This window comes from Colwellia sp. MB3u-41, assembly GCF_014076845.1.
In the GTDB taxonomy this organism is placed as follows: Bacteria; Pseudomonadota; Gammaproteobacteria; order Enterobacterales; family Alteromonadaceae; genus Colwellia_A.
Genome location: NZ_JACGUT010000047.1, coordinates 1 through 24,789, shown reverse-complemented (window position 1 = coordinate 24,789; position 24,789 = coordinate 1). Strand labels below are relative to the sequence as shown.

The following is a 24,789-nucleotide window of genomic DNA, read 5'->3' as shown; positions in this document are numbered from 1 at the left end:
CTGGAACAGTATATAAATGTACTGTTGATAGGGATAATTAAATATAGTCAAATGCCTTGCGGCGATGGCGAACCTGAAAAGTTAATAATATTAGATGTAATGTCTAAATCTATCACGTCAGCCCAAAAGCAACCTCAATCTACAACCTGTAATAATGACTACATTATCAAATCACATATTATCAGCAATAAGATAAAACGCTCTGAAGCTAATATTAAGCAATACTAAAAGAAAATCGTAAGAGAATTAAATCTGCTTAAGGCTCGCACGTACAGTGCTAACAATAACTTAGCTGGAGCTATTTACCAAGATGCTTGAGTATTGAGATGCTTGCGGTAACAAATAAATCAGTCATTGATAGATAGTTCAACTACAAATATCAATAAATTAAAGTCAAAAAAATAATTATTATCTTATTTTAACATTTACTAGCGCTGTTATTGAGATTAAAAATACAACAGCAAAAAATCTATATGACCGCTATGGTGGTTAAGCTGACTATTTATGAAGATACATTTACGCCTAAATTAGGACGGGTTTTTGGCAAAAATAACGGTTAGTTCTAACTCGTTGTGGGGCAGAAAGTGAGATATTTTTATCCCTAAAAGTAGAATGAAAAATTTAAAGTTGATTGAGAACTAAAGTATGCAATATTTGAAATAGTCTTAAAGTATCAGGTAAACTTAGCTATTTATTCTCTAGTCTTATTAATAAATTCTGTTATCATTTTTTTGTAAGTTTGCCCAATAGGGATAGTTTCATCGGAAATTTCTAGCTGTGAAGAACTGACACAGTTAACTTTATTTTTAGCAATGATAAAAGATTTATGTACGCGCATAAACAAACATTGGGGTAACTCTTTTTCGAACTGTGATATTTTTTGATGAGTAACTATTTTGCTATCACTAGAGTAAACCAAACAATAGTTACCGCAAGCTTCAATATAAAGAATGTCATTCAGGGCTATTTGGTGACGAGCTTTATCCCCCTTGATAAATATTCTCTGCTCTAAGGCATTAGTCTTATCTTGCGAATTTGAAGTAGTCCGGTATTCCCCCACAGGTAACTTATTTTTAGGGTGTATTTTATTTACTGCTTTTAAAAATCGTTCAAAACTGAAAGGTTTTAACAGGTAATCACTGACATTTAATTCAAAGCCTTCTAAGGCAAACTCTTGATAAGCCGTAGTAACAATTACCTGAGGTTTGACGGTTAACGTTTTGAGAAAATCAAAGCCGCTTAATTTTGGCATATTGATATCAAGAAACATTAAATCAACACTGTCGGTCGCGAGAAATTGCATGGCTTCCAGCGCGTTATAACTATGATTAACCAGCTTAAAATGTGGCAAGTTTGTACAATATTCTTCTATGATACGATGCGCGATAGGCTCATCATCAATGACCATGAAGCGAATCTCTTTGTTATTCATAATTATGTTGGCTCTTTAATTGTACTTCTAGTCGAACACAATGCACACCATGTCTTGAGGTGACATCGATCTGATGTGAATCAGGATAAATCAGCTTTAATCGTTGTGTTAAATTCTGTAGCCCGATACCCGTATGGCAACTTTGTTCACTCTCATCGAAATTATTTTCTATTTCAAATACCATGCTTTGTTCTGTAGCCTCAAGCTTGATAAGTATAAAAGCTTCATCAGTGAGTTTTTCAACGCCATGCTTATATGCATTTTCTACCAGTATTAATAATAATAAGGGTGAAATAGCTAAACCAGCATCTGCTATCTCATGAGCAAACGTTATATTTACTGGCTTATGGTATCTTATTTGCTGTAACTCAATAAAATCATTAAGGTAATTGATCTCATCCTTGAGTAGTACCTGATCTTTTTTACCTTGATAAATAGTATAACGCAACATGTCTGAAAGTTTGAGGATCAAACCCGGAGTTTGATCAGACTTTTCTAACGCCAAACCGTATAAATTGTTCATAGTATTAAAGAGAAAATGTGGATTTACCTGACTTTTTAAGTGCATTAACTCGGCATCAGTACGTTCGTTTTGTAGTTGTTTAACTAACTTCCATTGACCTATAACCCAATGAGAAAACAAGTGAAAAAGCATCAGCCAGCTCAATATGGTTAATTGGAACTTAGTGCCGTATTCACTATTATCGACAGTGTTCGATGCAAAGAAACATACGGCAATAAAGCTCGCATAAAGGATATAAATTTTTTGGGTTTTCAAATCAAATGATTGAGGCTGGCTTTGTGACTTTTTTTTAATAAAAAGTACGATGTGATAAAGCATAAGCGCGTAACAAAAAGCTATGGTCAAATTATAGAATAGATCAATGATATGTACTTCTTTAAAGACTAATAAAGTATTCAATGCCAATAAATAACTGCACGCGATGTTATGGTTATTAAGCCAAATTAAAAACATCCTTAATTTTGTAGTATTACTTTCTTTTTGGGAGATATTTACCCCTATTATTGACTTTAACATTGGGCTATGAGCGATTATCAATAGGATCAAAACGAGATAATTTAAACAAAGTAGTGTAATGGCAAAAGGTAAGCGATTTTCTCGCGCATCTAATATCAACATAAACATGGTTAAGGCCAGAAACGTAGTTGAAACCAATAATATGCTCACTCGATTTTTTTTACATTGAGTGAACAAGGCTAGTTTAGCTTTCACTAGGTTTTCTTTAAGTGAATAATTTTTTGGCTCTATTAATTTACAAATGAATTTGTCGATAATAAAAAGTCCCACCAATAAAAACACCAAAAATAAACTGTTCATACAACACCCCGCATACCTTATCAAAGAGCGCTAAAAATACACGTATTTAGTAATACAAGCGAGCACTTTACTGTCGAAAATCTCTGTAAAATCACGCTATTTGACCAATCCTATCATTATGATGTCCAATTAAGTCTTTTTCGATACAAACGGTATTACGCCTTTTAAACTGGTGTTTGGCCAAGAAAATCTAGGGTACGTCACATAGTTTATTTATCACTAGGGAATAGTTATTGGCTTGGTTATAACTGTTGCAAATAAATTTACCTTTCTCTTGTGGAGTAACACTATGGAAGCAGTAGCAATAACATCAGGCTTGAATATCGATTCAAATAAGCACAGTAGTATTGAGAATCAGCTTAAAATTTCTGGATTAAGTAAAACCTATCATAATGGTTTTAGAGCCCTAAATAATGTCAATCTAACATTAGCTAACGGTATGTTCGGTTTACTTGGTCCAAATGGTGCGGGTAAGTCGAGCTTTATGCGGAGTTTGGCAACGTTACAAACTTTCGACAATGGCAATATTATTTTCAATGGTGAGGACAGCCAAGCTAACCCTGACGCGATTCGGAAATACCTTGGTTATTTACCACAAGAATTTGGTGTGTATCCTAAAATGTCTGCTGTGCAACTACTTGATTACTTAGCGGTATTAAAAGGTGTAATAGACAAAACAACGAGAAAAAAACAAATAGACTATCTACTGGAGTTAACCAATCTCACCGAGCACAAAAATAAAGCGGTTGCCAACTATTCAGGTGGTATGAAACAAAGATTTGGTATCGCTCAAGCATTGCTCGGCTCGCCTCAATTGTTAATTATTGATGAACCTACAGCAGGCTTAGACCCCGCTGAGCGTAATAGTTTTCATAATATTTTATCTGATATTGCAGATAAAATGATCATACTTTTATCAACTCATATTGTTGAAGATATCAATAATTTATGTCCAAAAATGGCGATTTTAAATGCAGGGGAAATATGTTTTCAGGGGAAACCACAAGCCTTAATAAGCACTTTACAAAACAGGCTTTGGAGAAAAACTATCTCAAAAAATAAATTAGAGCAGGTTCAGCAACAATATGAATTGTTGTCTGTGCGATTGAAGAGTGGTTGTTATCAAATCAGGCTGGTATCCGACATTAATCCTGGGCATGGTTTTACACCTGTGGAAGCCGATTTAGAAGATGCTTATTTCCATACCTTAAAGCAACAACAGCGCTAACTAAAGAGTAGCTAAGGAGCTAAATATGTTGACTCAATTATTACGTTTCGAGAGTTTATATCAAATTAAACAACCGTCTTTCATTATATTTTTACTTGCTTTACTGAGTTATGGTGTTGTTATTAACGCAGATGTTTTAGGTCAGGGGATGGAATTACTCCACATTAACTCGCCTTATCGTTTAAGTTATTTTATCGCACTAACTTCGGTACTTAGCATTTTCGCCGCGATGATATTTTGTGTTAATAGTTTACTTAGAGACAAAGATCATCATTTTGACGGTATTGTCGGTATGTTGGCGATAAAGCAACGATTTACCAGTTGTACCATCGCAGTATTAATGAGTACCTTATGTGTTGTTTCTATTTTATCCATTGGGCTAATGTTGGGAATATTATCTCCTAGTCTTGACCAAGAAAAAATTAGCCAATTTACATTGAGCCACTATTTATGGCCTTGGTTAGTCTTTGTTTTACCAAATACCCTTATTGCCACAAGTATATTAGTGGCAGTGACTTTAAAAAAACAAAATGCTTTTGCCACTTACATCACGGCAATTTCACTGTTTATCTTTTTTTGGGTATCAATGATGTTTATCGGTGCGCCGGTAACTGGAAGCATGGTGTTTAAAGATCCAAGCATGGTCAGCATCTTTGCTTTGTTAGACCCTTTTGGTACGAGTGCTTTCTTTGAACAAAGTCAATTCTGGACACCGGCACAAAAAAACGAGCAGTTATTTAGTTTGTCGGGTTCGTTATTGTTAAATCGGGTTATTTGGTTATCGATAGCATTAGCTGTATTTGTATATCTTGGGAAAGTTGTTATTCAACATTTTCAACCAAGTGAAAACACGTCTAGTGATAAACGAAAAAATTCACGTAATAAATCTAAAATAATCAATGCTATACCTAGCTTTGTTCCAGCTCAATTTAAAAAACATCTTGCAGCACCTTTAGTCATTACTGATACTAAAAGACTTAAATTTCAACTTTTAGCCTTGTTAACATTGTCAGTCATTGAAATTAAACAAATCGTCGGTCAATGGGCATTTAGAGGTTTAGTTATATTTGTTACTGGCTTGGCCATTGTGGGTATGTTGATGGCAGTGGGGGTCTTTAGTAGTGGTGTTTTCTCTGGACGTTATCCCACAACAGTGCTTTTAGTTAGCTATAGCACCGAAGCTTTTACTCCATTAGTTACTGCGATTATTATTTTTTATAGTGCAGAAAAAATCTGGCAAGAAAAGCTCCTTAAAGCCGACAGTTTTATTGACAGCTCACCTGTTGCTAATGCCACTATTTATGGTGCAAAGCTATTATCATTATTTTTTATTCCATTGTTTCTCGTGGCGATGAATATTGTTGCATCGATTATTTTTCAAATATCCAATGATTATTACCGCTTCGAATTTTCTCATTATCTTTCACTGTTTTATTTCGTCGCCCTGCCGGTGTTAATTCAAACGGTATTAATTTTCTTTATACAAACGCGTATTGCCAATAGTCGTTTTGCCAATAAATATTTAGGCATGATGATTAGTGCGATTGTTATTGTACTGTTAGCAATATCAAATGGACTCTTTGGCTTTGAACATCCTTTCTTAAACATCAATAAACTGCCTAGTTTATTACGTATTGATTCCGATTTAGTAGGGTATGGAGAGTTTGCCATTAAGTTCCATTACTTAGCTGGATTTTGGGGGATATTTGCACTTATCGTTGCTGGACTGACTGTACTTAAATGGAATAGGGGCGAGTGGTATAAAACAAGTGATTTTTCAGGTAAAACAAAATCACCATCGTATAACAATGATACAAAGAAACAGACAAAGTCCAACTTAACACAGGTGTATTTACCTGCATCATTAGCCGGTCTTTTGGCCTTCGGTTTTTTTATTCAAGTCAATATTCCTGTAAAGAGTGATTACCAAGCAAGGGATAAAAGTTTTGAAGACCAAGCGATTTATGAGCATAAATATAAGCAATATCAAAGCTTAGTTATTCCACAAGTGAGCGAAATGAAGCTTGCTGTTGATTTTTATCCCAATCTGAAAAGTTACTCAGTTAAAGCGGATTACCTTTTGGTTAATACGGGTAATGAAGCAATGCATGAAATATTTGTGACCGCACGTGTACCGCTACAAAGTATAGAAATTTCGGGGGCAACGGTATTACTTAACGATTCAACTGCAAACTGGAGTGTATATTTATTTCAATTAACAAAGCCATTATTATCAGGAGAAAGCTTAGCAATGAGTTATCAATTATCGCAATCATCGTCGCCTTTCGCTATTAATAAAGGCATAGTGAATAACGGCTCTTATCTTAATCACAGTGGATTTGAACCCTTGATGGGCTATATCGAACGTATTGAAATAAATGATGAATTTGAACGTGAAAATCGTGGTTTAACTGCCAAAGCCACCAGTATTTCAGACAGAAAAAAACTCACAGATAAAGGCAAGTTCATCACCCAAAAAAGGACGTTTGAAGCGGTACTATCAACGTCAATTGAGCAAACAGCCGTAACTTCAGGGCAATTGATAAAAACGTGGCAACAAGATGGCCGAAACTATTTCCATTACAAAATGCAAAAAGCCATATATCCACTAGTAGACTACATCTCAGCAATCTATGAAACGAAGAGCATTGAGCACAATGGACTTGTTGTTGAGATGTATTTTCATCCTGAACATGGGATAAATATCGATGAAATGTTACGTGCAACTAAAGCAACACTTGACTACGCAACAGCAAACCTTGGGCCTTATGCGTTTGACAGTTTACGTATCCTTGAAGTACCTGAATATCATCCTTTTGGTGGCAAAGCTACATCGGGCATTGTCGCTTTGTCGGAAAGTTTATACATCGAAGATTATAATGATGGTGCGGACATTAATAACACAGCTCGAAATACCATTCATGAAGTGATGCATCAGTGGTGGGGAGAAAAATTAGCCCCTAAAATCACCCAAGGTGAAGGTGTATTAGTTGAATCGTTAACCAAGTATATGGAAGCGGTGATATTAGAAAAAATGTATGGAAATAACATGGCTCGCCAATTAACAAAATATACTCAACGTCGTTATTTTTCAGGACGTGCTTATGCTCGTACTGCTGAAGTTGGCGTAATCGATGCAGACCATGAACGTTATCTTACTTATGGTAAAGGACCGGTGGTATTTACAGCCTTAAAAGAATTGTTAGGAGAGCAAAAACTTAATACTGCCTTTAAACAGTTAATCGATAGTCACAAATTAACTTTAAGTGCCACAACTGATGATTTACTCAGCGCAATATTAGATATCGCCAATAACTTGCAAAAAGGCCTTATTCAAGATTGGTTAACTAAGGTTATTGAATACGATTTAGCTATTAATAAAGCGGTTGTTAGCGAGCTTCCTGATGGCCGTTATGAGGTTGTGATCGATGTTAAAGCATTACGATTATCAACAGATAAGGATGGACTGGTCAGTGAGATAGGCATAGATGAGTCAATACAAATTGCATTATACCGCGCATACCCAGGACGTAGGAGTGCAAAGGCATTATCTATTACAAACCAGTTAATTAATCAAACTAACTCGACTATCACCTTGATTGTCGAAGATAAACCTGGCTGTGTAATGATTGATCCAGATTACACTAGATTAGATAAAAACTTGTCTGATAATATTTCAAAAATTGAAGATAAATAATGGCTATTATTATCATGTTTTTATTAGGGAATTTAATCGTACTGATCCTGTATAAGCCTTGCCAGCTAACGCTGAATTAGCATTTTAGGTAAAATGTTATTTATAAGAAATAAGCTTATTTGAAAGTAATTGGAGCAAAATTGAAATGATGCTTCAACTCACTGTTTTTAGATACAATTATTGTTAAAATTTTCAATTTGACATAGCTCATCAGCATATATATAAACTTACAAACATCTCCCGTTAGCTATTCTTGAAGATAATGGACACAGTATGGACGATAAATGACATCAAAATCAGGACCGTTTTTTCGCATTAGTATCGTTAGCTATCAGCTGCTCTTTAGGTCAATTCAACGCTATAAGCGAGCATTTATCGCTGATTTACAAAAAGCAAACTTTGTGAAAAGGAAGGTTGTCTTTAATTATTTGATGCTATTGTCTGTGTGACGTAAATATAATAATCTACAGACTTCATCATTTAATGGATTAAAATCGTGATAAATTCAAAAAATATTTCTCTATCTATGACAACTTTTTTATTAATTATTCTAGCGGGCTGTAGTTTAAAGTCTGATTTGAATTCAGAGTCTTTATCTTTGTCTACTGCTCGATATGGCCATGCTGCTGTAAATGATGGTAGTAAGATATATGTGCTGGCTGGTGCGAACAAATCAGGTTTTCTTTCAGATATTGAGATTATTGAACCCTTATTAGGAAAAAAAGAGATTCTAAAAAATAGGTTAATACCAAGGCGATATTTTTCAGCAGTTTGGGATGGAAAGCATTCAATTTATATATTAGGTGGAGTAAGTATTGAGGACAAAAAATTTAGATATGAAAAGAGAGTCGAAGTATTTAATACGATCACACATGAAGTTAGCTTTGCACAACCGCTTCCCGCACCAACACGTATCAATAGTGCAGTATTTTTAAATGGAAGTGTTTTTGTTTTTGGTGGCGGATATCCTAGTAAAGAGCAGATAACAGCTAGTCCGATTGTAGCCGTCTTAAACATAGCTCAAAAAAAGTGGGTACGAGCTGCTGATATGCCAACAGCGAAAACGACAAGAGCGGTGGTTAGAGACGGTTTAATATATGTTGTTGGAGGGTATGATCGAACTTCTTCGCTTGATGTTTTTGAACGATTTGATCCACAGTTGAATAAATGGGAATCGCTTCCTACTATGCCTGAAGGAATTAGCGCTCACTCTCTCACTATTGTCAAAGATAAATTATTTGTTTTTGGGAATTACAATAATTTGAATTCTACTTATTCTTATGATTTTCTAACGTATGAGTGGGAGTTGATTGATATTGGTTATAAGGCCAGTAGGCATAATGCAACAACAACATTAGGTGATACTACTTATGTGATAGGCGGAAACACTGGTACAAAAGGATCTTTTCTTGATTACATACAAGAATTTAGCTTGTGATATGTAACTATAACAGTAAATATAATTCAAACTACTGCTATATTTTTAGTTCGTAATGTTAGTCAATTATACAGAATAGTATTTCCGTTAATCTTTTGGATATCAAGCAGAGTAAAGGGCCTGCTAGCAGCATTATAAAAACTCTCGTGACTAATTTATTACTGGTTAATCTGATATGTCCGCTCTCAACTCCTAAGTTATCGTTAGCAGAAATAATCTATAAACCATAAAAAAGGACGGCTTTTTTGGCAAATTTGATCATTAGAAGCCAGTTTCATTTAGTGGTTGGGAGTCTCAAACATTATGCGTCGTTACATAAATGAGAATATCGTGAATATTATTAGTTCTAACGAGATTAACCAGTAAACAACCTTAACTTATTTTATCGACTGTTTAATGCATACGTTTTAGTTTTTATAAAATATACTGTCTGGTTTTCATTAATGCAGTCATTAGCATATTAATGTAAATTGCTCAGAATTTGTTGTCACAACAGGTCTTTTGCCCAAAAAAATGTCGATTACCTTCAATGATAATCGACATTAGCATATGTTCTGTAACGTGTCAGAGGCCCTATAACAAGATAGAAAGCTAAGACGTATAAATTTTTATTTCTCGCTTAAATATTAATATTATTACTGATTAAAAGTTTTCTTATATTTTAAATCGTTCGACTAAGCTATCTAGCTTCATTGCCATTGCTGTTAGTGACTCACTTGCAGAGGCTATACGAGTTGATATTTGTGCACTGTTTTCTGTGCTATCACTGATTGCGTGTACATGAATATTAATTTCCCCAACAACGGTTGCTTGCTCTTCCGTTGAAGTGGCAACCTGAGTATTTAGATCTGAAATTTGTTGAATGTTTGCAACAATATCTTCGAGAGCCTCTGTTGTCTGCTGAGCATCATTTACGGCAATATCGGCGGTTTCTTTACTTTCTCTTACACTGTCAACTGCTCGCTTAGATTCTGACTGCAAAAGGTTGATCATTTTATTAATCTCATCTGTTGATTCGCTGGTACGCTTCGCCAAGTTGCGTACTTCATCAGCGACAACAGCAAAACCACGACCTTGTTCACCCGCACGTGCAGCTTCAATCGCAGCATTTAATGCAAGTAAATTTGTTTGTTCTGAAATACCACGAATAACCTCAAGCACACTACTAATGGCATTACTCTTATCCGCTAAAGATTCAATGGTTGTTGATGCCGAGTCCATTTTCTGCGCCATTTGGTAAATATTTTCAGTTGATTCTTTAACAATATCTTGTGCATTTTTAGCTTGAGTTGTCGCATCATTCGTCGAATCTGCTGCATGTACAGCGTTTGCTGCAATTTCTGTGATCGTTGAACCCATTTCACTAATGGCCGCGGCTACTTGTATTGCGATATCACGCTGCCCCTGAGCATCTACCTTTGACTGTTCTGCATCTTGGGAAACTTTTATAGATGCTTGACGAACATCTTTCGATGTTGCTGACACATCACTCACCACCGTGTGTATCTTAATAATAAAGGCGTTGAAACCATGCGCCAGACGCGATACTTCGTCACCACCGCTTTCATTTAGTCTGTAACTAAGATCACTATCTCCATCACCCAGCTCTTTGAATATGACCGCAAGATCATTAATCGGTCTGGTTAAACTTTTTGCTAAAATAATACTGACACAGATAAAGACAGCAACAATAATGGCAAACCACATAAGCATATAATTTCGAGACTCGTTTAGCGCGAGGTAAAGCTCTTCTTTTGGAACTTCGGCAACTACATACCAGCCAAGGCTTGAGATGTAGCTTGTCGCAATAATTAATTTGTCAGTTTCTTGGAATGCAAAGTCTTTTTGAGTTAACAGTGTTTGCGCATTTATATCGCTATAAAGGTCAGTGATTTTTGTTTTTTCACTTTTTTCTTTATCTTTATGAATTTTTACCAACCCGGTATGATCAACAAGATAAACAAAGCCAGATTCTTCAATTTTAAAGCTATTTAAGTAATTAACCATGTCATTAAAAGACTTTGATAATCCAGATACGCCTCGACCGTTTATCTGCTGATAATTGATAAATACATCGACATTGCCATTAGGATATCCATAGGTACTTGCCGACTCTGCTTCCCCCCCATTGGTGAACGCAAAAAACCAGCCATCAAGCTCATCATTTTTCAGCACTCGCAGAAACCCATCCTGATTCCAGTAATTAGCTGTTTTTCGATCGGCAAAAGACGCATTACTTAAATTGTTATCTTTAGCTATTTTATTCAGCATTTTTATAACATTAGCTTCATTTTCTTTGTTCGCACCAGACTCAATCCAATCAAGAAGAAAGGGGTTTGTCGCAATTGATTTGGTTAGCACTTTCATTTCAGAAATTTCTCCATTCACCGCATTACGAACACGCAAAAGCAGGTTAGGTAAATCTGATTGTTGCAGCCTTGAAATGAGTAGCTCTTTTGCTTTTGAGTGGCCAACAAATCCGACGATGCTGGTTGAAATAATAACAGCCATTAACATGGCAATGACCAGTTTTGATCGGATAGAAAGGGTGTTTAAAAATTGCATCAAATAGATCCCATGTGTAAGTTTTTTATATTTTGTTGTTACGTCAATTCAATCATAAAACCAGTCTAATTGGTGTTTATAAGGTGCATACGCTCTCAATTTGGTTGAGCTTAACATATACCCGTAATCACACCATTTAAAAAATGTTACTGCTATAAATTTTGCTAACATAATACTCATTTTATCTAGGCTAAATTAATAAGATATTGAAAGACCTTTTATTAACCTTATTTTGCGAAAATATAAAGAAATAGAATAAAATAATTTAAATAGAAGACATCATCTTTTAATTATTCATCTCAATTATGTAAAAATAAGTTATATAAAGTGAATAGTAAAATTAGCTTCAGTATCTTTTTTAACGGTCGTTAGGATTACTTTTATTAAATTAATCCCGAAAGCCAATGCATGACATTCAGTAAAAACTGCTCATTTTGTTCTGCGCCTTTAGATAGTAAACCGTATTTTTTACCTGTTTTAACCGTTAGTTGTGAGGAAAACATCATACCTTCAGCAAACACAGCGACTCGGCCTTTGCCTATTTCTAAAACAGCTCCTTGACTCCACCCTGGAATCGCAAGCCTAGGTGTTTCAGCATTTACCTGAAAAGGAATGTCTGGCATCACGGAAACAGCTGTATAACTAAGAACCAAAAGTGATTTTGCAGTCTCAGGAGCTTTAAAAGCAGATCCTCCAAATGTTTTAACTTGAATTATTTGTTCTGAATTGGGCTTTCCTTGTAAGATTGGAGAAGTATCATTTTCTAATGGCAGGTCAGTTTGAGTTGAACTCCCTTTGGTTATTGCGTGATCAACAAGCGTATTATCATTAATGCGAAATATTGCCTTTCCGACATGACCATTACTAAATTGAATGCCTAGTGCACTTGAGAGTGTTTCAATAACTTTTGGAAAAGGCGTATGATCGGCAACTAAAAATAGAGAGCCACCTTGAGATATCCATTGCATAAGGGCTTCAATTTCTTCTGTTTCAAACGCATCTCCATATGGTGGGTTATAATCCCGTCTGCTGTTATCTAGTGCATTTGCAACAACTAAAATGTCAGCTTGTTGTAAATACTCTAAAGTAAACTTTTCTTTTCCCGCTTCAACAGTATAACCATCGCTCGACAACACTTGTGAAAAGGGTTTGTATCTACCTTGAGTCGTGTGAAAATTATGATGTGCTTCATCAATTAACACTACGGGGCTAGTTAAGCCAGAAAAGCTATTTTGTGTGTTTTTTGGGATGAAATCGGGATCAGCCTTTTGAGCACTATCAGAACACGACGCTACACTTGATAACAAAAGTCCTAAAAAAATATGGTTATGTCTTAATTTCATTTAATATTTACTCATAGATAACTACACAGCTAATCAAGATATATAACCGCCGCAAATAAGTGGCAACTTATGCAGGGGCACAATAGTGAGAACAAAAAGTAAATCTTTTTTTGTCCTTTTGTGTTCGCTCCTTAGATACAGGTTACACGATATCCTTTGACATAAACATACTGTATTGATCTAGTTGATAATGACCAAATGGCTCGCACTCTTTAAAGCCAAACTGTTTATAAAGTAAGTTTGCGGATAAAAGAGCATTCATCGTTCAAGTCTCAAGGTACAATTTTTTATACGAGCGAATACTCGCTTGATGAATAATATGTTCTAATAATTTGCGAACTATGTTTTTGTGTAAAAGTTAGTTGATTTGCGCATGAGTATTGGTATCTGGAGGCGACATTAATAAAATAATCGGAGGAAATAACAAATAATTAAAAAATTAAATGAAAATTGGTTTTGATCTGTTGCTTTCAATGGTAACGGCAATAGGAAGTGTTTAAGATATAACATTTGGCATTGGCCACTCATCATTGATTACTTAACGCGGAACTTACATGAATTTAGAACAAGCTTTATTGGTAATAGCTCATTCACATGGCAACGAACTACCTGTTGAAGCGCTCGAAACCGTTAAATCGAATTGGTCGATATTTTATCCTGATTTAGCGCGATTAATAGATCAATTTATTACTGATGATACCTCGCTAACCGATGAGCAACAGGCCATTTTATTTTTTGGCACGTTATTATTAGCAGAATTAAAATATGCTCCTGCATTGTCAAAATGTTTACAGCTCTTTTCGCGCAGTGATACGTTTTCAACCCCGCTTGAAGGGGTATTTGGAGATGCCCTTACTGAATTAACACCGACCTTATTTTATAATGTAGCAAATGGTAATAGCCAAGTATTATCTGATTACATTGTTGATGTTCATCAAGCGATGTACTGTAAAGCGTCTGCTATTGAAGCGGTATTTGCTCAATATGAAGTGGGCACTATCGATAAGGTTGAATTAGGTGAGCACGTAACTCGATGGTTATCAGTCTTTTTAGCTTTGCCAAGTTCAATCAGTAGTTTCTTGATGAGTGCATTAGCAGATTCTTGTATTGAATATCAACTTGATGACTTTAAAAATCAGTTTATTGAATTATGTGATAAAGATGTATTTGATGAAGATCGCTTTAAACAATGTGAAGTAAAAGCATGGGGTAGGGGAGATGCACCTAAGCTGATTGAGGCTGGTATTATTCAAACAGAGTTTAATGTTGTTGATACCTTAAGTGCTTGGATTGATGATGATTCAAACGATAAAGAACTCGATAATATACCAGACGAAGACCTTGATATATTTGATTCGTTAATGGGAGAAGGCGGCTTACTGGCTAATATTTTGTATGACGAAAATACAATTTTAGAAAACAGTGTGCCGGTTAGTTCATTAGCGACGGCTGGCCGAAATGATCCTTGCCCGTGTGGCAGTGGAAAGAAATATAAAAAATGTTGTTTACAGTAAAACAGTAAGTTGAGACATGCTTTATTGGTTAAAGTAATATGTTGAACACTAAAGCTATGAATAAAAGGTAATACAAAGCTATATTTACACCTCAATTCAGTATTTGCTGCATTGAGGTGCGACTAAAAAGGGATCGTTTTATGCTTTATCAGCAAGCTTTGTTATTTCAAACTGAATGATTTGATCGCTCAATTGAATATCTTTACCTTTTTTAGGATGGGGTTCGACGCTTAATAAAAGTAAACGATAACCAAAAGCATGAGCAATTTCTGGTTCGCGCTTACGTGTCAATTTTACCTCTATTTTTTCTTCAAACTCATTTAAAACTTCAAGTGTTACAATCAATTGACCTGCCCAAATACATGCCATACCAATGGGGCATCTAGAATCTTCTAAAGAGATCAAACGTAATTTCAAATTTTGATATTTTATAACTTCTTCAGCGTATATCGTAATGACAGAGCTTAGCTCTTGATTGGTTAGTGCAAAATCGTACTCTATTTTAGCCAACGTTTCTGTGGTTTTTGCTGTTTCAGCGACAGTTGAACTACCAGCTAAACAGCCAGATAAAGCGATGATTACAATATAAATTAATCTGAACATTAATAATTTTTCCTTAGTCTAAACGTATCTCTGTTGTGAAAAAAAGCTCGGCTTATGCCGAGATTTTTTAGTTTATAACTATTATTTATTACTACGGTTGAGGTGCACAACGCGGTAAAGTACAAAGCTGAACACGCTGAAGTGCATCTGATACGGTAATAATACCGTCGCCATCATTATCATGTGGACTAACAGGTGCAGTGGGTTGATTACGCGCAGCCGCGATTAATCTTATATCGCTACGGTCAACAAAACCATCCAAATTTACATTACACTGTATAGCTTGCGGTACATTTTCAAAGACTAATGAAACAACATCTATTTGTGCATACCAATCCCAATCTGCAGCGTTGAGATCGAAATAATGCCAGCGTAATTTAACATCAGATTCACCAACATAATTAGATAAATCTAAAAAACAGCTTCCCCTCTATTATCTTCACTTAAATATTCTTTAATAGAGTAAACATTTGGTCGATCATCGGTTGTGCTAACTCATCAATTCCGGGGCGATTCAAATAACCGCGTAATCCCGTAAACTGTATTTGAAAAAATTGAGCATATTCGAGCGCAGTACGATTATTGTTTAATTCACCATTTTTAATGGCTTGGTTAAATAACACACATAAATATTGTTCAAACACCCTGAGCAGTTTTAAGTTGAGTTCACGCAAGGTATCTTCTTTTTCTGTAAACTCGCTGTTGGCTTTTATCAGCATGCAAATAGCGCTAGGGTAGTCTTGGCGAGTCAAAATTACATTGTTAACAAATGCACGTAAGCCACTTAGTATGGCGTCGGAGTGATTTAAAAAACCTTCAATTTGAGCTTGTATTTGCGCCGTGTAATCTTTTAGCGATTCACTATAAAGCCCTTCTTTCGAGCCAAATGCAGCATAAATACTACCGGGACGCATATTTATCACCTCTTGTAAGTCTCGTGTTGAGGTGGCATGGAACCCTTTTTCCCAAAATAATTGGCTTGCTTGACGAATTACATCGTCGCGTTCAAATTTAACCTTGTTAACCATAATTTATAACCAAGATGAACAGTCGCTCAATTATAACTTGACCGATCGCTCAAAAACAAGCACCATAGCATCGAATCACCTAAAGACTATTTTTATTGGAGCAAAACATGACAGAATTTACTTTATACACAGCAGACAATGCATCAGAAGCGGCAAAACCTTTATTAGCTAATTCAGTAGCGGCATTTGGTATGTTACCAAACCTACATGCAGTAATGGCTGAAGCGCCAACATTACTTGAAGGTTACCAAGTATTACATGAGCTTTTTCAAAAAACGTCATTTAATGCAGAAGAGCTCACTGTTGTATGGCAATCAATTAATGTCGAACATAACTGTCATTATTGTGTGCCTGCCCACAGTGGCATTGCAGAAGCAATGAAAGTTGATCAAAGCATTGTTGATGCACTTGTTAACAATACGGCACTTGCAAACCCTAAGCTTGAAGCTCTACGTGAGACAACCCTCGCTATGGCACGTGAACGTGGCGTGATCAGCGATGCACAAATTGAAACGTTTTTTGCTGCAGGTTATGGCAAACAACAATTGCTCGAAATTATTTTAGGTTTATCACAAAAAGTGATGAGTAACTACACGAATCATTTAGCCAATACGCCAGTAGATAACGCTTTTAAGAAATACGTAAAATAAATTACGGTTAGTTAAAATAACGTTACTGATTTACGATACCCTACCTTTTGGGCTGCAAAACGGTAGAGTATCAAAGTTTGATTTAGACTTATTTTAAATGCTTTATTACGCGAGCCACCCCATGATAATTCTAATAAAAGTGAGACAATTTGGACCAAAGATTGACTCTGAACGTATAGGCATTTATGACAAGCACTTGAAACCTAGATAAACATCTCAATATGAGGTAAACAAGTGGTAATATTTAAGGGGCCAATAACGGCACCTTTGCTAATTTATAAAGAAGCCCATGAACGAAATACGTGCAAGAATTAATCTAAAAGTTGGTTTACATAGTGATATAGATGCAGAGATAGCAACCTTTAATATGTTTGATGAAAACCATGAGCACATTGCGTTAATTTTTCAACAAGCCGATAAAAATCAGCAAGCACCCCTAGTGCGCATGCATTCAGAATGTTTAACCGGTGATGTTTTTCACTCTTCCCGTTGTGATTGTGGTGAACAGTTAGATGAAACTATTAATCTAATGAAAGATAAAGGGGGAATTATCCTTTATCTTCGTCAAGAAGGTCGCGGTATTGGTTTATACAATAAAATGGATGCTTATGTATTACAAAGTCAAGGCATGGATACCTATCAAGCCAATAAACATTTAGGTTTTGAAGAAGATGAACGCAGTTTTGAAGACGCCGTTGCGATGTTGCAAGCCTTAGCGGTTACTGATTTACGTTTGATCACCAATAACCCTAAAAAATTAAATGCCTTAAAAGATTGTTTTAATATCGTAGAGCAAGTGAATACGAGTTTGCATTTAAAAGATGACAATAATAATTATCTACGTACTAAAAAAAATCACGGTAAGCATGATTTGAAAATAGATTAACAGTTGAGTACTTTCTTGTGAGGTTATCAACTTCTTGCTCTGTAAATACACCAGCGGAGTATTGGCAGGTATTCGGGGGTTAATTCGAGGAATACACCTTAAATTTGTTCTTTCCCGATTTTTTAGCTTTATACATAGATAGATCAGCAAGTTTAATTATTTCTTCAGGCTTTGATGAATGCACAGGATAAATAGCAATACCGATACTTGCCCCAATACTAATGGCACTATTGTTGAAGCTAATAGGTTGAGAAATGGCTGCTATGAGTTTATTTGCAATAAGTGGAGCGTCTTCGATACTCTTAATACAATCCAATATGACAATAAATTCATCTCCTCCCAATCGTGCAGCAGTGTCAACATTACGAATTGACTTGTTTAACTTGCTTGAAACAATTTTAAGGACGAAATCACCCGCATGGTGACCATATGTGTCGTTCACCAATTTAAAACCATCTAAATCAATAAATAATATAGCAGCTCTGGAATTGTCCCTGTCAGCGCGACTTACCGCTTTATCCCATCTTTCGTGCAAAAGCCTCAGTTCTGGTAAACCAGTTAACGTATCATGAGTTGCTTGATATTCGATGATTTCTTTTTGTTCTTTTATTTGCTCAAGACTGAGTGTTAATCTTCGATTAATGCTTAAAATATACACTGCAATGAAGGTGGTTAGGGTAATTATAAGTAAACTTGCCACTAATAAATTATACACCCATGTCGGAAGGGGCTCTTTATTCTCAAACAAAAAGCCATCAACAGTATAGTTCTGTTTTAGCGTTTCTGATTTTACAAAAGCACTGCCTATTTCATGCCAACGTCTGTGGCTCATAAGCCCTATATCAACTATATCAGATGCAAATAGAGGAATTATAGCTTGGGATTCGTAGCTAAGGGCTAATTGATCTTTTTTTGGGTGGTATTTTGCTAATATTATTGATACAAGTTCATCTGAATTTTTAAGGGCATATTGCCAACCTTTAATAAGACTATTACGCATTGCAGTAACAATTTCAGGGTGAAGGTTGGCAAAACGACTAGAAGTAAATAGCGTATCACCATAGAAATCAATATTAAGATCTCTAGGATTAAATATATGATAGGGGATGTTAAGTTGTGTGGCTAAGAAAGGCTCAGAAGAAAGGTAAGCCGTGGTCGCATCTATGCCACTTTCACTGGGCCGCTTTAAACTTTCAACCGTGCCAGTGTGAGGGACTAATTTAATTTTTTTTAGGTCTACACCAGCCACTTTAAGATAGGTCATCAATTCAGCAGTGTGTAATTTTCCCATTATTGTTCGTCCTTCCAAATCTTTTACTGTGCGAATAGTTTCGTCACGTCTGGCAAGTATAATCGATGGAGAGTGTTGAAATAGGGTGGCGACAGCCACTATTTGTGAGCCGTTATTGTAATCAATTAACAGTGATGAGTTACCGATACCAAATTCTGCTTTACCACTTGTCACAGACTCTATGACTTTTATGGTTGGTCCTCCTTCAATTAATTTAACATTAAGCCCTGCTTCGGTAAAATAGCCTTGCTCTATAGCGGCATAAAAACCAGCAAATTGAAATTGATGAAACCATTTGAGTTGTACACTAACTTGCTTAAGCTTCGGTACTACGTTAGCAGCGAATGCTTGTATTGAAATAGCTAATAAGGCTATTAACACAAAGTTGAAAATGAACTTATAACGTTTGGCCATGCGGTTAACACGCAAAGACTATTAGGATTGAACAATAAACTAGAATTAAATAATGCAATGTTAAGCCAATTATAATCACTTTTTAATATTATAGTTCAAGCAAAGGTTTTTAGCTTAAATAGTATTATTTTTAAGCAAGCCATCAATAAAATCAAGTTGAAACATAATTAACATTAGAAATTATATGCTAAAAAGTTTTTATATTTTTTATTGTGATTATGCTCGAATAAGCGCTTAATATCTATAAATATCAGTGGCATCTATAGATAAATAAACGAATGAGTTATTAGCAATTATGGGTGATTTGAAGGTTAATCATTGGCTTTTTATGGTTAAGTGACCCGTTCAATAAAACGGGTCACTTTTTAGAGGGATTTTATCAGGTTTTTTTATTTCTATTATCGACAATGTTAACCAAACAAACGTGTAAATAACAACGTTGCACGTTTAGTCAGGCAATAAAGAGATAAAAAAGCTCATTTCGAGCGCTTTCTCTTTTAAACTTTTAAAGCGTCCTGATGCACCGCCATGGCCTGCGTCCATATCAGTTTTAAAGAGCAATAAGTTATCATCAGTTTTAAGGGCTCTCATTTTTGCTACCCATTTCATCGGTTCAAAATACTGTACTTGTGAATCGTGTAATCCGGTGGTGACCAGTATGTTGGGGTAGTGTTGAGCACTGATATTATCAATGGGTGAATAAGCTAAAATATCTTTATAGGCTTGTGCTTCGTTTGGGTTGCCCCATTCGTCATATTCATTGGTGGTTAGCGGTATGCTTTCATCGAGCATTGTCGTTAACACGTCTAAAAATGGTACATGAGCGCCAATACCTAAATATAGCTCGGGCGCTTGATTAACTACCGCCCCCATCAACAAACCACCGGCACTACCACCCGAGGCAAATATTTTATCCTTAGCCCCATAACCCTGAGCAACCAATGCCTTAGTAACATCAATAAAGTCATTAAAGGTATTTTTTTTATGTTCTTTTTTCCCTGTTTCATACCATTGTCTACCTAACATTTCTGAGCCACGAACATGGGCAATAACGTAAACAAAACCTCGGTCGAGTAAACTTAACGTTTGACTCGAAAAGTCTGGATCTATGGTGATCCCATAGGCACCATAACCGTATTGAAGTAGGGGATTTGTGCCATCTTTTTTAAATTTATCGCCTCGATATACAATAGATACCGGAACTTCTGCACCATCGCGAGCGATAATAAATAAACGTTCTGATTGATAATCTTCTTTTTCAAAATCACCCAATACTTGTTGCTGTTTTAGCAGTTTTCGATGGCCTGTTGCTAAATCAAACTCAAATAAAGAATCAGGTGTTGTTAAACTAGAATAATATAACCTTGCGATAGTACTGTTTGGCTCTGGGTTTTCATCAAGGCAAGCAAAATAGCATGGGTCGTCAAAAGATAACGGATAGTGATGACCGGCATTTTCTCCCTGGGTTGTGTGTACAATGAAGCGAATTTGACCCTGTTCTCTTTCGGTAACGACAATGAAGTTATTAAACACTTCAAAGCCTTCTAGTAGCACAGCTTCTCTGTGTGGGACCACTTCTTGCCAGTTACTGATATCATCAATTTGATCAATAGCCGCTTTCATTAACCTAAAGTTTTTAGCTTGATAGTTGGTGACAATATAAAAATATTCACCCAATTTATCAGCGTGATATTCATGCTGTTCTTGATAGGGAAATAGCGCTAAAAATTCACCGTTAGGTTCGTCTGCATTGAGTGCTAGATAATGTGTTGATTGGGTCGCGTGTAAACAAATATAAATTTGAGATTCATCTCTGCTCTTGTCTAAACTCATATAAAAACGATGATCTTCTTCTTCATAAACAAGAATGTCATCTGATTGTGCTGACCCTAATTTATGACGATAAACCTGCGTACCTAATAAGGTTTCTAGATCTTTTTTTACATAATATACCGTTTGATTGTCATTAGACCAAACAATTTGTCCTTCAGTTTCAACGAGAGTATCAGTTAAATAAGCTTCTTTAGCATCAGTAGATTCAACTAAGTTTTTAAAGTTAATGGTATAAATACGGCGGCTATCGGTGTCTTCAGATATCGACATTATTGCATCATTTGGACTTATCGATAAATCACCTAAATCATAAAATTCATGGTCTTTAGCTCGCTCATTTACCTCCAATAACAGTGCTTTATTGTCGCCAGTAAAGCTTGTTGCGCGATAATAGTTTGAAAATTCTTGCTCACCATTAATTTCACTGTGATACCAATATTTACCGTCTTTTGCGGGGACCGTATTGTCGTCTTTTACGATCCGGTCTTTGAGCTCTTGAAAAAGTTTTTCTTGTAACGGTTTTTGGCTCGCTAACATGGCATCAGCATAGTTGTTTTCAGCTTTAAGGTGGGCTAAAACACTTTCATCGCTACGCTGATCGTCGCGCATCCAATAATAATTATCCACACGTTGATGATTATGCACTTCCATTTTATGTGGAATTTTCTTTGCTATTGGCGCGTCAATACTTTTGTTCGTCGTCGCTGATATAAGTGGAGATGTTGGCACTAAGTGCTCCTATTTAAATGTTATTTTAATGAGGTTATAATCATGCAATTAATTATTGATGCGATGCTATTTTTTTATCTTGACGATTAGGTTGTCTTCAACAAACGTTAACTTTTCAAGTAAGATCTCACGTGAATCGCCAGCCATAATAATATGCCCAATTTCACTGCTGGTACTGTTATATTCGGGAACTTCAAATCTGGGTTCGATTTTAAATTTAAATTGTTCTATTTCTTTCAGCGCTTTGCACTTTTCTAAGCCAGAAATTTCGTCAACAATACCCGCTCCAGGATGAATCATAAGTACACATGCGTATTTATTAGCCTTTGCGGGTAAAGGCGCTGGTGTAGCGCCTGTTTCTAGTTGAACGTAGGTTTTCCATGGATTAAAACCATAGGCAGACTCAATCAGTTCCATATAATAGCCACCAGGCGGTCGAACGGCCATTTCCCCAAACACAGGGCCCTTCTTAGTGAGATAGAATTCTGAGTGGGTCATACCATTTACAACGCCAAAACCTTTAATGACACGATCATTTATTTTGATGATCTCTTGTGTTAAGTCTTGCTCTAATGTTGCGGGTAATATTGACTTTTTCCACTGATGAAGGTAGTCAGTAATATTATGAAAAATAGGAATTCCGTTATGAATTAACGTTTCTACACTGACTTCGCAGCCCTCAACAAAGGCTTCTGCTAGAAGACCTGGTTTTGCATGTTTACTAACATCTTCAAGGCTTTTTAATACCCTAACTCCTCTTGCACCTGATTCAGCGACAGGTTTAACAACAAGTGGCAATCCTAACCTTTCTACCAACGCCTCGGGCGTATCTTCTTCATTAATATGATGAAACTTCGTAATAGGTATATCGTGTTTTAAGGCTTCGAGTTTCATGGCATTTTTATTGTGTAAAATGCTGGTGATTTTCAGTGGCGTACCTGAAAGTTTGAATGTTTCGCGGACCCTCGCAGCGATGTCAACACTTGATTCAGTCGCTGCAATAACAAATTCTATATTGAATTTACTGATCGCCTGTATATCTGATGTTAAAATATTTTTTTCACAATATGAAAAAGGTGTTTCAATGCAACCCGCCAACTTTTCTTTTCGACTTTCGTGTAAGGGGCCATCGCTCCAAAGAAAGACCTTATGCCCCATTTTTAATGCAGCGCGATAACAACGACTTCTTCTACCAACGATCAACACATTAGCCATTAAGCAACTCTTATAAGCTTAGATTATTCGGCCCTGAGTCTAGACAATCTCTATACATTAATATACAAGAATATGGGCACTCTTTACTTTAAAACGAGGGAATAGGGCATTTTATTGTTAATAGGGGCTAATCATACTAGGTTTATTTATTTAAGTTAAGCTATGGGCTTGGTTTTTAGTTAAAAGCATTTAAAGCTAAAGGTGCTAATATAATACGCAATTCTATTGCGGGTAAACTTGGTCACTTGTTATCTTAATTATATCATCGGTCCAATTAGACTAAAGGCGTTTGAGGAGCAAGTTATGAAACGTAGGCAGTTTGTTAAAGCTTCACTGGCAAGTGGAGCAGGAATTATAGGTATAGGCGCAGGGACATTTTTGCTCATTGAAGAGAGCAGTAAAGATAGCCTTACTGTAGATGTAGCTTTAAGAAAACTCGATAAATTGTCCCATGATAACTTTTTAAATATAGGAGAGTGGGATCCATATCAAATATTTACACATTGCGCACAAAGTGTAGAGTTTTCGATGTCTGAGTTTCCAGAACATAAATCGAGTTTCTTTAAGCGAACTGTTGGCAAATTAGCCTTCTCAATTTTTGCATCTAAAGGCAAGATGACTCACGGTTTAAACGAGCCTATTCCAAGCGCGCCTAAACTGACTAAAGGTTTAGACGCTATGATAGCGTTAAATCGCTTGAAAAAATCATTAATTGAGTTTGACCGTTATCAGGGAGCTCTTGCCCCGCACTTTGCATATGGTGAACTAACAAAAGATGAATATGAAATTGCGCATGTGATGCATTTATATAATCATCTTCAAGAAATAAAGAGCTAACAAGCCATCTAATAGATAATAATTACAGCTGGCGGTGTCTTTTCATCACAACTTTTATATTAAGTTCAAATAATAAAACGAGGCGTATAACTAATGAATAATTCAGGGAAAGAAATAGCAAAGTATGGGGTTACCTTTGGAACAGCACTCTCTATTGCGATTTCATGGGGTGTAAATGAGTCGGTCTTATGGGCAATTCTACATGGTTTCTTGTCTTGGTTTTATGTTATCTGGCATGTCGTTACACGGTGAAGGTAGTTGGGTGCTTTGAGTATACTTAACGCTCTCAATGCTCTCTGTATTTAAATTATTTACTAAAATCAATAAAAAACAGTGGGTAACGTTCGCGATGCACCGGTTTTATCCAACTGTTTATCGCCGTTAAGTATGGGGTTAGCAGTACAAAAGTTGAGATTAACATATTGGTATGAATTTATATTAAGTTAAATTTCTTTTGTTTTGGTATATAAGAAAGCTATAAAACTGTCTTAAGGTTACTCCTAATCCGCATCGTTAAATGATAGGAGTTGCGATGACTATAATAACGAATGTTCAACAGGTCAATCATATGACCTGTTTATGCTTTATGCTAAAAAAGTTAACCTTCAAAATTAAGTAAGAAGCTTAGTTTCAAGTTTGAAGTGCGACAAAAGTGATTATTCATAAAAGCATTCCTCTGGTGTTTTATATCCCAATCTCTTTCTTGGTCTTGTATTTAATTTAGCTGCGATGGCATTACATCGTTGT

The 24,789-nt window shown here is 35.9% G+C and carries 18 protein-coding genes; 8 read left to right on the top strand and 10 right to left on the bottom strand.

Translation table 11 applies throughout. The features are described from left to right. Nucleotides 1-691: 691 nt before the first annotated feature. Together H4J73_RS02470 and H4J73_RS02465 are read right to left on the bottom strand one after the other, a co-directional pair. Nucleotides 692-1,432, bottom strand: coding sequence for a LytTR family DNA-binding domain-containing protein (locus tag H4J73_RS02470; protein ID WP_182181013.1), 741 nt, complete (start codon nt 1,430-1,432; stop codon nt 692-694). After that, the gene (locus H4J73_RS02465) at nt 1,425-2,771 is read right to left on the bottom strand and encodes a sensor histidine kinase (RefSeq protein ID WP_182223690.1); all 1,347 of its coding nucleotides are present in this window, start codon (nt 2,769-2,771) and stop codon (nt 1,425-1,427) included. Before H4J73_RS02465 ends, H4J73_RS02470 begins: the two co-directional genes overlap by 8 nt. A 289-nt stretch (nt 2,772-3,060) precedes the next feature. Here H4J73_RS02465 and H4J73_RS02460 point away from each other — a divergent pair, with 289 nt between their 5' ends. The 3 genes from H4J73_RS02460 (at nt 3,061) to H4J73_RS20750 (ending at nt 9,134) form a co-directional block, all read left to right on the top strand. Beyond that, nucleotides 3,061-3,999 (top strand): ABC transporter ATP-binding protein, encoded by a 939-nt coding sequence (locus H4J73_RS02460; protein WP_182181011.1) that lies wholly within the window; start codon nt 3,061-3,063, stop codon nt 3,997-3,999. 25 nt (nt 4,000-4,024) lie between these two features. Further along, nucleotides 4,025-7,696 (top strand): M1 family aminopeptidase, encoded by a 3,672-nt coding sequence (locus H4J73_RS02455; RefSeq protein WP_182181010.1) that lies wholly within the window; start codon nt 4,025-4,027, stop codon nt 7,694-7,696. A 496-nt stretch (nt 7,697-8,192) separates the two neighbouring features. Further along, entirely contained in the window at nt 8,193-9,134 is a 942-nt protein-coding gene (locus H4J73_RS20750; protein WP_182181009.1) for a kelch repeat-containing protein, read from the top strand. A 654-nt stretch (nt 9,135-9,788) separates the two neighbouring features. Here H4J73_RS20750 and H4J73_RS02445 read toward each other — a convergent pair. Together H4J73_RS02445 and H4J73_RS02440 are read right to left on the bottom strand one after the other, a co-directional pair. Further along, a complete protein-coding gene (locus H4J73_RS02445) occupies nt 9,789-11,699 on the bottom strand; it encodes a methyl-accepting chemotaxis protein (RefSeq protein ID WP_182181008.1) in 1,911 nt (636 codons plus the stop codon). A gap of 383 nt (nt 11,700-12,082) precedes the next feature. Beyond that, the gene (locus H4J73_RS02440; protein ID WP_182181007.1) at nt 12,083-13,042 is read right to left on the bottom strand and encodes a DUF4350 domain-containing protein; all 960 of its coding nucleotides are present in this window, start codon (nt 13,040-13,042) and stop codon (nt 12,083-12,085) included. 554 nt (nt 13,043-13,596) lie between these two features. On the opposite strand from H4J73_RS02440, the gene H4J73_RS02435 reads away from it, so the two are divergent. Continuing rightward, nucleotides 13,597-14,556 (top strand): DUF1186 domain-containing protein, encoded by a 960-nt coding sequence (locus H4J73_RS02435; protein WP_182181006.1) that lies wholly within the window; start codon nt 13,597-13,599, stop codon nt 14,554-14,556. 138 nt (nt 14,557-14,694) lie between these two features. Here H4J73_RS02435 and H4J73_RS02430 read toward each other — a convergent pair whose 3' ends face one another. The 3 genes from H4J73_RS02430 to H4J73_RS02420 form a co-directional block, all read right to left on the bottom strand. Then, nucleotides 14,695-15,159: a hypothetical protein gene (locus H4J73_RS02430; RefSeq protein ID WP_182181005.1), complete on the bottom strand. Its 465-nt coding sequence runs from the start codon at nt 15,157-15,159 to the stop codon at nt 14,695-14,697. 91 nt (nt 15,160-15,250) lie between these two features. Beyond that, nucleotides 15,251-15,421, bottom strand: a complete 171-nt coding sequence (locus tag H4J73_RS02425) for a hypothetical protein (protein WP_182181004.1) — start codon at nt 15,419-15,421, stop codon at nt 15,251-15,253. A 181-nt stretch (nt 15,422-15,602) separates the two neighbouring features. After that, entirely contained in the window at nt 15,603-16,187 is a 585-nt protein-coding gene (locus tag H4J73_RS02420) for a TetR/AcrR family transcriptional regulator (protein WP_182181003.1), read from the bottom strand. A 107-nt stretch (nt 16,188-16,294) separates the two neighbouring features. On the opposite strand from H4J73_RS02420, the gene H4J73_RS02415 reads away from it, so the two are divergent. Both H4J73_RS02415 and ribA read left to right on the top strand, forming a co-directional pair. Further along, nucleotides 16,295-16,837 (top strand): carboxymuconolactone decarboxylase family protein, encoded by a 543-nt coding sequence (locus H4J73_RS02415; protein ID WP_182181002.1) that lies wholly within the window; start codon nt 16,295-16,297, stop codon nt 16,835-16,837. 289 nt (nt 16,838-17,126) lie between these two features. Then, on the top strand, nt 17,127-17,723 hold the full coding sequence (gene ribA, locus H4J73_RS02410; protein ID WP_182181001.1) for a GTP cyclohydrolase II RibA: 597 nt from the start codon (nt 17,127-17,129) through the stop codon (nt 17,721-17,723). A 79-nt stretch (nt 17,724-17,802) separates the two neighbouring features. Here ribA and H4J73_RS02405 read toward each other — a convergent pair whose 3' ends face one another. The 3 genes from H4J73_RS02405 to H4J73_RS02395 form a co-directional block, all read right to left on the bottom strand. Continuing rightward, nucleotides 17,803-19,428, bottom strand: coding sequence for a GGDEF domain-containing protein (locus H4J73_RS02405; protein ID WP_182181000.1), 1,626 nt, complete (start codon nt 19,426-19,428; stop codon nt 17,803-17,805). Between the two features lie 447 nt (nt 19,429-19,875). Further along, on the bottom strand, nt 19,876-21,990 hold the full coding sequence (locus tag H4J73_RS02400) for a S9 family peptidase (protein WP_182180999.1): 2,115 nt from the start codon (nt 21,988-21,990) through the stop codon (nt 19,876-19,878). Between the two features lie 66 nt (nt 21,991-22,056). After that, complete coding sequence (locus H4J73_RS02395; protein WP_182180998.1) at nt 22,057-23,205, bottom strand: ATP-grasp domain-containing protein; 1,149 nt, start codon at nt 23,203-23,205, stop codon at nt 22,057-22,059. Nucleotides 23,206-23,508: 303 nt separating this feature from the next. On the opposite strand from H4J73_RS02395, the gene H4J73_RS02390 reads away from it, so the two are divergent. Next, on the top strand, nt 23,509-24,042 hold the full coding sequence (locus tag H4J73_RS02390; protein ID WP_182180997.1) for a DUF1569 domain-containing protein: 534 nt from the start codon (nt 23,509-23,511) through the stop codon (nt 24,040-24,042). A 93-nt stretch (nt 24,043-24,135) separates the two neighbouring features. Next, the gene (locus H4J73_RS02385) at nt 24,136-24,294 is read left to right on the top strand and encodes a hypothetical protein (RefSeq protein WP_182180996.1); all 159 of its coding nucleotides are present in this window, start codon (nt 24,136-24,138) and stop codon (nt 24,292-24,294) included. Nucleotides 24,295-24,789: the final 495 nt, after the last annotated feature.

Excerpts from the sequence above, each read along its gene's own strand:
- H4J73_RS02445 (WP_182181008.1), bottom strand. The coding sequence starts at position 11,699 with ATGCAATTTTTAAACACCCTTTCTATCCGATCAAAACTGGTCATTGCC.
- H4J73_RS02395 (WP_182180998.1), bottom strand. The coding sequence starts at position 23,205 with ATGGCTAATGTGTTGATCGTTGGTAGAAGAAGTCGTTGTTATCGCGCT.
- H4J73_RS02385 (WP_182180996.1), top strand. The coding sequence starts at position 24,136 with ATGAATAATTCAGGGAAAGAAATAGCAAAGTATGGGGTTACCTTTGGA.
- H4J73_RS02415 (WP_182181002.1), top strand. The coding sequence starts at position 16,295 with ATGACAGAATTTACTTTATACACAGCAGACAATGCATCAGAAGCGGCA.
- H4J73_RS02440 (WP_182181007.1), bottom strand. The coding sequence starts at position 13,042 with ATGAAATTAAGACATAACCATATTTTTTTAGGACTTTTGTTATCAAGT.
- H4J73_RS02420 (WP_182181003.1), bottom strand. The coding sequence starts at position 16,187 with ATGGTTAACAAGGTTAAATTTGAACGCGACGATGTAATTCGTCAAGCA.
- H4J73_RS02470 (WP_182181013.1), bottom strand. The coding sequence starts at position 1,432 with ATGAATAACAAAGAGATTCGCTTCATGGTCATTGATGATGAGCCTATC.
- H4J73_RS02390 (WP_182180997.1), top strand. The coding sequence starts at position 23,509 with ATGAAACGTAGGCAGTTTGTTAAAGCTTCACTGGCAAGTGGAGCAGGA.
- H4J73_RS02435 (WP_182181006.1), top strand. The coding sequence starts at position 13,597 with ATGAATTTAGAACAAGCTTTATTGGTAATAGCTCATTCACATGGCAAC.
- ribA (WP_182181001.1), top strand. The coding sequence starts at position 17,127 with ATGAACGAAATACGTGCAAGAATTAATCTAAAAGTTGGTTTACATAGT.
- H4J73_RS02430 (WP_182181005.1), bottom strand. The coding sequence starts at position 15,159 with ATGTTCAGATTAATTTATATTGTAATCATCGCTTTATCTGGCTGTTTA.
- H4J73_RS02455 (WP_182181010.1), top strand. The coding sequence starts at position 4,025 with ATGTTGACTCAATTATTACGTTTCGAGAGTTTATATCAAATTAAACAA.
- H4J73_RS02460 (WP_182181011.1), top strand. The coding sequence starts at position 3,061 with ATGGAAGCAGTAGCAATAACATCAGGCTTGAATATCGATTCAAATAAG.
- H4J73_RS02405 (WP_182181000.1), bottom strand. The coding sequence starts at position 19,428 with ATGGCCAAACGTTATAAGTTCATTTTCAACTTTGTGTTAATAGCCTTA.
- H4J73_RS02465 (WP_182223690.1), bottom strand. The coding sequence starts at position 2,771 with ATGAACAGTTTATTTTTGGTGTTTTTATTGGTGGGACTTTTTATTATC.